6 protein-coding genes are annotated in these 8,832 nt (G+C 67.2%); 1 reads left to right on the top strand and 5 read right to left on the bottom strand.

What is annotated here, in order from left to right:
• Positions 1-63 precede the first annotated feature (63 nt).
• The 5 genes from Q0U08_RS14435 to Q0U08_RS14415 form a co-directional block, all read right to left on the bottom strand.
• Entirely contained in the window at positions 64-1,866 is a 1,803-nt protein-coding gene (locus tag Q0U08_RS14435; RefSeq protein WP_298092139.1) for a DUF885 family protein, read from the bottom strand.
• Between the two features lie 318 nt (positions 1,867-2,184).
• Positions 2,185-4,284 carry a bifunctional (p)ppGpp synthetase/guanosine-3',5'-bis(diphosphate) 3'-pyrophosphohydrolase gene (locus Q0U08_RS14430; protein ID WP_298092138.1) on the bottom strand — a complete coding sequence of 700 codons (2,100 nt, stop codon included), beginning with the start codon at positions 4,282-4,284 and terminating at the stop codon, positions 2,185-2,187.
• A gap of 66 nt (positions 4,285-4,350) precedes the next feature.
• Positions 4,351-5,304 carry an aspartyl protease family protein gene (locus tag Q0U08_RS14425; protein ID WP_298092136.1) on the bottom strand — a complete coding sequence of 318 codons (954 nt, stop codon included), beginning with the start codon at positions 5,302-5,304 and terminating at the stop codon, positions 4,351-4,353.
• A 42-nt stretch (positions 5,305-5,346) separates the two neighbouring features.
• A complete protein-coding gene (locus Q0U08_RS14420) occupies positions 5,347-7,734 on the bottom strand; it encodes a ligase-associated DNA damage response DEXH box helicase (protein ID WP_298092141.1) in 2,388 nt (795 codons plus the stop codon).
• Positions 7,735-7,748: 14 nt separating this feature from the next.
• Positions 7,749-7,922, bottom strand: coding sequence for a hypothetical protein (locus Q0U08_RS14415; protein WP_298092143.1), 174 nt, complete (start codon positions 7,920-7,922; stop codon positions 7,749-7,751).
• Positions 7,923-8,014: 92 nt separating this feature from the next.
• On the opposite strand from Q0U08_RS14415, the gene Q0U08_RS14410 reads away from it, so the two are divergent.
• Positions 8,015-8,832, top strand: an 818-nt coding sequence (locus Q0U08_RS14410) for a ligase-associated DNA damage response exonuclease (protein WP_298092134.1), incomplete at its 3' end; no start/stop codon positions are given.

Genomic DNA, 8,832 nt, shown 5'->3' with positions numbered 1-8,832 from the left:
TTCCCACTGTCTGGTGGCAGCGGGCCCCTTCCCTCTCCCCGTGGGGGAGAGGGAATTGAGACCTCACCCCTTCAGCGCCCGCGCCCGTGCCTCGGTCAGTTGCTCCAGCATGGTCAGCGGCACCGCGCCGGCCTCAAGGATGTCGTGGAACTGCTTCAGGTCGAAACGGTCGCCCAATATCTCCTGCGCCTTGGCGCGTGCGCGCAGCCAGCTTGCATGGCCGATCTTGTAGCTGCACGCCTGGCCCGGCATCGTGCAATAGCGCTCGATCTCGCGCTGCGACCGGGGCCGGGCGAAGCCGACCGTGTCGACGAAATATTGCGTGCCCTGTTCGCGCGTCCAGCGCTTGGTATGGATGCCGGTATCCGCCACCAGCCGTGCCGCGCGGAACAGGAAGGATTGCAGATAGCCCGCGCGCTCGATCGGCCCCGCATAGCCGCCCAGCTCGTCCGCCAGTTGCTCGGCATAAAGCGCCCAGCCCTCCAGATAGGCACCGAAGAAGCTGATCTTGCGCAGCACATGCGTATCGGCACGCTGCGCGGTGGAGATCTGCAGGTGATGCCCCGGCACGCCTTCGTGATAGGTAAGCGAGGGCAGGGTGTATTTTGGCCAGTCGGCGACCGACTTCAGGTTGATCCAGTAGATCGCCGGGCGCGATCCATCCAGCGGCGCGCGGTAATAATAGCCGTTGGAGGCGCCGTCCTGGATCGCGGCGGGCACCGCCTTGATCTCCAGCGGCGCATTGGGCGGATTGGTGAAGGCTTGCGGCAACTTGGCCTGCATCGCGCGTACGCTGTCGTTCAGCCCGGCGATCAGCGCGCTGCGCCCGGCAGGAGTGTCGGGGTAAAGCTGTGCCGGCGTCGCGTTGAGCGCGGCGAGGCGCGCGCCGACCGAGCCCTTGGTCATCCCTTGCGCCTTCAGGATCGCGTCCAGTTGCGCAGTCAGGTCGGCGACCTGTTCGAGCCCCATCTGGTGCACTTCGCTGGGCGACAGGGTGGTGGTGGTCGCCGCGGCCAGCGCGGCGGCATAGATCGCCTCGCCCTGCGGCACCGCCCACAGTCCGGCATCCTTGCGGGCCTTGGCGCGCAGCGTGCGGACCAGCGCGATCTGGCGGTCGAGCGCGGGATAGACCTTGGCGCGGACGATCTCGGCGGCCTGCGCGGCATAGTCGCCGGGAATGTTCGCCTCGGCGGTACGGCGGCGGATCGAATCGACCAGCGTGTTGGCCGCGGGCTGAGGCTGACGCAGCTTCATCATTTGCCCCAGCGCGAGATCGAGCGAGAAGTCGGGCGCGACCAGCCCGCGCTCCGCCTCCGCCGCCTGTACCGCAGTGTCGTTGTCCAGCGCGGTGCCCATCTGGTCCAGCCGGGCGATATAGGCGTCAGCGTCCGCCGCGTCGGCGATGCTGTGCGTCGAATCGAGGAAATCGGGCAGGTCGAAATACACGCCGCGCTGCTGCGTGATGCGATAGGGCTGGGTGGGCGCGTCGATGTCGAAGCGCGCCGGGCCGACCTGCTGCTGCTGGGTCGAATACAGCACCACGTCGCGGTCGATCCTGCCTTGCGGCGACAGCGTATCGGGCTGGATCGCACGCAGCTCGCGCTCGGCCATCTGCGCGCGCGCCAGACTGCGCTTGCGCCCGGCGAGCGAATTGTCGTCCAGCTTCGACTTCAGCCCGGCATTCGCCCCCTTGTCGAACCCGAGCGACGTGGCGAACTCCGGCGATTCCTGAATCGTCTCGGCCAGGATCGCGTCGAACGCGGCCTTCAACCGGGCATCGCCGGACGCCGCCTGCGCCCATGCGCGCGGGGCCAGCGCCATCGCGCTCGCCGCGGTGGTGGCGCCGATGAAATTGCGGCGATTCATGTGCTTGTCTCCCTGATCCTGTGGCGCATTGGCTAGCCGGTTCATGTCCTCGGCGTCCAGCATCGTGGATGGGCGATTGGATGGTTCACGCGAAGCCGCGAAGCCGCGAAGAGAGAAGAAGAATTGGTTCGCGCGGAGGCGCGGAGGCGCGGAGATGTGCCGCCGGGCCGAAGGCTCATTCTCTCATCACGGGCGAAGGCTTGTCTCCCGGTCGACAGGGCGTGCACGGGTGCGACCAGCGCAACCCCTCCGCGCCTCCGCGCCTCCGCGCGAACAAATCTTCTTCGCGTCTTCGCAGCTTCGCGTGCCCCGTTCCTGTCAGACCCGCTCGACCGACCCCACCACATCGGTCGCGCGCAAGGCCGCCATCAGGCGCATCAGATGCTGCACGTCATGCACCTCCACGTCGATCATGTTGGTGTGGAAGCGCGCATCGCGCGTGTCGAGGCGCAGATTGATGATGTTCGCCTTGTGCGCACCGATCACCGAGGCGAGCACGCCCAGCGCACCGGGCTCGTTCTTCACCATCACCGTGATGCGCGCCGTCGCGCCCTCGGTTTCGTCGCCCCAGGATATGTCGACCCAGGCGGTCTCGTCGTCGGAGCGATCAGCGAGTTCGCTCAGCACCGGGCACTGGATCGCATGCACCTCGATCCCGGCATCGGGGCGGCGCACGCCGACGATGCGGTCGCCCGGCACCGGGTGGCAGCATTCGGCGAGTTCATAGGCGACGCCCGCCGTCAGCCCCTTGATCGAGATCGCGCTGGACTGCGGCGCCAGTTCGGCGACGTCGGCCCCGGCCGACCCCGGCATCAGTGCCTCCATCACCGCCGCATCGGAAATCGTCCGGCGTGCGATGGCGACCATCAACTGTCCCTCATCGGACATCTTCAGCCGCTTCAGCGCCTCGGGCAGCGCATCCGCACCGATCTGCGCGGGCAGCCGCTCCACGATATCCTCGTACAGCTTGGTGCCCAGCGTCACCTGTTCCGCCCGCTCCGCCTGGCGCAGGTGGCGGCGGATCGCGGCCAGCGCCTTGCCGGTGATCGCGACGTTCAGCCAGTTGATCTGCGGCGTCTGTCCGGCCGAGCGCAGGATCTGCACCTGGTCGCCATTGTCGATCACCGTCGACAAGGGCACGACGCGCCCATTGATCTTGGCCCCCACCGCCTGGTCGCCCAGCGTGGTGTGGACGGCATAGGCGAAATCAACCGGGGTCGCGCCCTTGGGCAACTGGATCAGCTCGCCCTTGGGGGTGAAGGCGAAGATGCGATCCTGGTACATCGCCATGCGCGTGTGTTCGAGCAGCTCTTCGGGGCTGTCGGCGGTGTCGAGGATTTCCACCAGGTCGCGGATCCAGCTCACCTGCTGGTCGTGGCGCGTCGCCTGCTTGTAGGTCCAGTGCGCGGCCAGCCCGAAATCGGCCTCCGCATGCATTTCGGGGGTACGGATCTGGATTTCGACGCGCGCGTCACGCGCATGGATCACGCTGGTGTGGAGCGAGCGATAGCCGTTGCGCTTGGGCGTCGAGATGTAATCCTTGAACCGCCCCGGCACCATCGGCCAGCTGCGATGGATGATGCCGAGCGTCCGGTAGCAATCCTCCTCGGTCGGCACGATCGCGCGGAACGCCATCACGTCGGACAGTTGCTCGAAGCTGATGTGCCGTTCGGACATCTTGCGGAAGATCGAATAAGGATGCTTTTCGCGCCCCGTCACCTCCGCCTCCACGCCGGCACGCGACAGGAGCAGCTTCAGGTCCAGCGCGATGCCGTTGATCCGGTCGTCGCCGCCTTCCTTCATCTGTTCCAGACGGCGGCTGATCGACTCATACGCCTCGGGTTCGAGTTGCTGGAAGGCGAGCGTCTGCATCTCCTTCATGAACTCGTACATGCCGATCCGCTCGGCGAGCGGGGCGTAGATGTCCATCGTCTCCTTCGCGATGCGCCGGCGCTTCTCGGGCTTCGCGATGTGATGGAGCGTGCGCATATTGTGCAGGCGATCGGCCAGCTTCACCAGCAGCACGCGGATATCGTCCGACATGGCCAGGAGGAACTTGCGCAGGTTTTCCGCGGCGCGCTCGTTCTCGGTCTGCGCCTCGATCTTGGACAGCTTCGTCACCCCGTCCACCAGCCGGGCGACATTGGGACCGAACAGCCGCTCGATCTCCTCCGGCGTGGCGACGGTGTCCTCGATCGTGTCGTGCAGGATCGCGGTGGCGATCGTCACATCGTCCAGATGCAGGTCGGTCAAGATGCCCGCCACTTCGATCGGATGGCTGAAATACGGGTCGCCGGAGGCACGCTTCTGGCTGCCATGCGCCTGCATGGAAAAGACATAGGCGCGGTTCAACAGCGCCTCGTCGGCCTCTGGATCGTAGTCGAGCACACGGTCGACGAGTTCATACTGGCGGAGCACACCCCATAGATGGCGTCACCCTGCGCTGCTTTGCAATATATTTGATGCACGCACGGTGATTGGCCATCAGCCGGGCCATACCGGACGACCGCGATCGGCACGGTGGTTGAGGAAGCGGATCTGTCGGTTGGGAAAGTCGATCGCGACGCGCCGGAACAGGCGCAGCACGTCCATGCCGAGCAACAGCGCCGGCTTCGCCCCCAGGCCCAGCCGATCGAACGCGGCACTGTCGGCAAAGCCCATCGGCACACCGTTGAAGCGGATGCCGCCGACCACCAGTTCATCGGCAAGCAGCGACGGGGCGACCAGCGATTCGCCCGTAACGGAGGTGAGCGTGACGGCGGGCAGCGTCCGCTGCCGCCGGGTCATCGCACGCAACAGCGCGCTGTTGCCGATGCTGTAGGGGGTGCCGGTATCGATCACCACTGCAATGCGGGTGCTGCGCCACGCGGCATCGGTGACGATCAACTGGCCCAGGCGCGAGCGTGCGGTGATGACGATCTCGTCCGCCGCCGCACCGCGCGACCGGCGCGGGGCAGGGGTCAGCGTCATCTGGTCGCGGTCGAAATCGATGACGACGGCATGCCCCTGCAGCGCATCGATGCCGAGCAGGCCCTGCGCGCCGATATGCTGCGCCACCAGCGCAGGCGCGATCACGCTACGCGCGGGCAGGCTGCTGACGCGCAGCGCGGGGATGATCGCCGTTTCCACCGGGGTCGTCCCGGTCAGCGCCACGATCCGCGCCCCCGGTCCGCGGATCAGGCCCAGCACGCCCGCCAGCTCGCGGGCGATCACCGTCCGCTCCGCACCCGTATCGATCACGAAATGCCACGGCCCGCGCGTGCCGATCATCACCGGCACGGTCATGCGCAGATCCACCGCACCCAGTTGCAGCAAGGTCTCGTCGGGGATGGGCAGCGGTGGCGGCGTGGAGGACGGGATGACCAGCGGCGGCGTGCGCTGTGCTGTGACCGAACCGGCACCGAGCGTTGCAAACAGGAGCGCAAACAACAGCTTCATGTTGCGCAGCATGAACGCAGCATGGTCTCATGCCAAGCGGGTTCAATCCACCCGCATCGCCTCCGCCGCCAGAGCCTCCGCTTCGATCAACAGGGCGTCGTCGCCGACTGTGGTCGACACCCGCTCGCGTCCGATCAGCACCAGCACGGGCACCGCCAGCGGGCTGACCCGCTCCAGATCGACATGCAGCATCGTCCCCGCCGCACGGTCGAGCAGATGCGCCAGCCGGCCGACATCGGTCATCCGTGCGCGGGCATCATCCCATGCGGCCTGTAGCAGCAGGTGGCTGGGCTCATATTTGCGCAGCACGTCGTAGATCAGGTCGGTCGAAAAGGTCACCTGTCGCCCAGACTTGCGACGGCCGGGATGCTGGCGTTCGACCAGTCCGCCGATCACCGCCACCTCCCGAAAGGCGCGTTTCAGCAGGTGCGACTGCTGCACCCAGTCGACGAACTCATGCTCCAGGATGTCGGAAGAGAACAGGCTGGCGGGATCGGTGATCTTTTCCAGCCCATAGCACGCCAGCGCATAGTCGTTCGCGACGAAGCCGAGCGGCTTCAGCCCTTGCGCCTCCATCCGCCGGGTGACCAGCATGCCCAGCGACTGATGCGCGTTCCACCCCTCGAAGCTGTAGGCGACCATATAGTGCCGCCCCTCGCGCGGGAAGGTCTCGACCAGCAACTGCCCCGGCGCGGGCATCATCGAACGGCGGCTCTGGATCGCCAGCCAGTCGCGCACGTCGTCGGGAAAGCGATGCCATTCGCCCGGCGAGGCGAGGAAGTCGCGCACCCGTGCGGCCAGGCTGGTCGACAGTGGCATCCGGCTGCCGCCATAGCTGGGGATGCGCGCCGGGCGGCTGGTCGCGCGGACGATCAGGTCCTCGGTGTCGATCGTCTCCACCTCCAGGCTCAGCCCGGCGAAGAAGAAGGTGTCGCCCGGTGCCAGCGTGGCGGCAAAGCCTTCTTCCACCTTGCCCAGATTGCGGCCGTTGCGGAAGCGGACCTTCAGCATCGTCGCTTCCACGATAATGCCGGCGTTCAGGCGGTGCTGCGCGACGAACTGCGGATGGCTGACGCGCCACGTGCCGTCCGCCTGCTGGGTGAGCCGCTTGAACCGGTCATAGGCCCGCAGGGAATAGCCGCCGTCACGGATGAACCCCAGCACGCGGTCGAACAGCTCGTCGGTCAATGCCGAATAGGGCAGGGCGGAGCGGATCTCGTCCAGCAATTCGGCCTGATCGAACGGCGCGGCACAGGCGCAGGCCATGACATGCTGCGCCAGCACGTCGAGCGCGCCGGGGCGGAACAGGTCGGGGTCCAGTTCACCCGCCTCCACCGCGTCGAGCGCGGCGCGCGCTTCCAGATATTCGAAACGGTTGCCGGGGACGAGGATCGCCTCGCTCGATTCGTCCAGCCGGTGATTGGCGCGCCCGATCCGCTGGAGCAGCCGCGAGGATCCCTTGGGTGCACCCATCTGGATCACGCAGTCGACATCGCCCCAGTCCACCCCCAGGTCCAGGCTGGAGGTAGCGACCAGCGCGCGCAGCTTGCCCGCCGCCATCGCCGATTCCACCTTGCGCCGCGCTTCCAGCGCCAGGCTGCCATGATGGACGCCGATCGGCAGGCCCTTGTCGTTCGCCTTCCACAGATCCTGGAAGATCAACTCGGCCAGACTGCGTGTGTTGCAGAAGATGATCGCGGTGCGGTGCGCCTCGATCTCGCGCATCACCTGCGCCGCGGCATAACGGCCGGAATGACCCGCCCAGGGCACGCGGTCCTGTGGCAACAGGATCGATATGTCGGGCGGCGCGCCCGCCTCGCCCTGCACCAGCGACACCGCGTCGATATCGCCATCGGGCGCCAGCCACGCGCGGTAGCCATCGGGGTCCGCGACGGTCGCGGACAGTGCGACGCGGCGCAGGCCGGGCGACAGGCGCTGCAGCCGCGCCAGTGCCAGTGCCAGCAAATCGCCGCGTTTGCCGGTGGCAAAGGCATGGACCTCGTCCACGATGATCGTCTTCAGCCCTGCGAACAGCGTCACGCTGTCCGGATAGCTGAGCAGCAGCGACAAGGATTCCGGCGTGGTCAGCAGGATGTGCGGCGGCCTGGTGCGCTGACGCGCCTTGCGATCGGAGGGGGTGTCGCCGGTGCGTGTCTCCACCCGGATATCGGCGCCCATCTCCTCGATCGGGCCGAGCAGATTGCGCTGGATGTCCACCGCCAATGCCTTCAGCGGCGAGACATAGAGGGTGTGAAGCCCGTCCGTCGGTGCTTCGATCAGGTCGACCAGCGTCGGCAGGAAGCCGGCCAGCGTCTTGCCGGCCCCCGTCGTCGCGACGAGCAGCGCGTGTCGGCCCGCCCGAGCCTCTGCCAGCATGGCGAGCTGATGCGCGCGTGGCCGCCAGCCGCGTTCCGCGAACCAGCGAGCCAGCGATCCGGGAAGCGTCAGGGTCGGGTTCGGTCCGCCGCGCTCTGCTCGTCGTACAGGTCGCGCGTCGCCTGTTCGGTCTGACGCAGCTTCGCTTTCGACGTGCGGTTCCTCAGCATCGCCCAGCCGATCGCCAGTGCCAGCAGGATCGGACCGAGGATCACCACCGTGCCCCAAAGGCCACCTTCCATCAGGACTCTCCTTCATCGCTGCCATGTCAACGATATAGGTGCGATGTTCGATCCGTGACGGCACCGAAACCTTGGCCACGCGTAATTCGGGCATGGCAAAGCTTGGCGACTGGATCGAACCCCACCCCCACGGCATCTATGTGCGGCCCGCGGACGCGTGGGTGGATCCGTCCGAACCGGTGCCGCGCGCATTGGTGACGCACGGCCATGCGGACCATGCGCGCGGCGGGCACGAAACGGTGTGGGCGACGCCGGAAACGCTGGCGATCATGGCCTGTCGCTACGGGCCGCAGAACGGCGTGCCCGTCGCCTATGGCGAGACGATCCGGCTGGGTGAGGTGGAAGTGGGCTATGTGCCCGCCGGGCATGTGCTGGGGTCGGCGCAGATCGTGCTCGATTACCGCGGCGAGCGGGTGGTGGTGTCGGGCGACTATAAACGCCGCCTTGATCCGACCTGCGCGCCCTTCGAGCCCGTGTCGTGCGACGTCTTCATCACGGAGGCGACGTTCGCGCTGCCCGTCTTCCGCCATCCCGACACCGGCGACGAGATCGACAAGCTGATCGCGCGGCTGCACGCCAATCCCGATCGCTGCGTCGTGGTCGGTGCCTATGCCCTTGGAAAAGCGCAGCGCGTGATCGCCGAGTTGCGTGCGCGCGGGCACCGCTCGCCCATCTACATCCACGGTGCCCTCGCCCGCTTGTGCGAACTCTACGTCGAACACGGCGTCGACCTGGGCGAACTCCTCCCCGTCGCCGACACCCCGAAAGCGGCGATCGCCGGCCACGTCGTCCTCTGCCCCCCCGGCGCCCTCAACGACCGCTGGTCCCGCCGCCTCCCCGACCCCATCACCGCCATGGCCAGCGGCTGGATGCGCGTCCGCCAACGTGCCCGCCAGAAAAACATCGAACT

This window comes from uncultured Sphingomonas sp., assembly GCF_946477935.1.
In the GTDB taxonomy this organism is placed as follows: domain Bacteria; phylum Pseudomonadota; class Alphaproteobacteria; order Sphingomonadales; family Sphingomonadaceae; genus Sphingomonas.
Note: the sequence above shows the minus strand (reverse complement) of the source record. Positions and strands in the feature narration are given on the sequence as shown.

Coding starts and splice junctions, on each gene's coding strand:
- Q0U08_RS14425 (WP_298092136.1), bottom strand. CDS start 5,304: ATGAAGCTGTTGTTTGCGCTCCTGTTTGCAACGCTCGGTGCCGGTTCG.
- Q0U08_RS14415 (WP_298092143.1), bottom strand. CDS start 7,922: ATGGAAGGTGGCCTTTGGGGCACGGTGGTGATCCTCGGTCCGATCCTG.
- Q0U08_RS14435 (WP_298092139.1), bottom strand. CDS start 1,866: ATGAATCGCCGCAATTTCATCGGCGCCACCACCGCGGCGAGCGCGATG.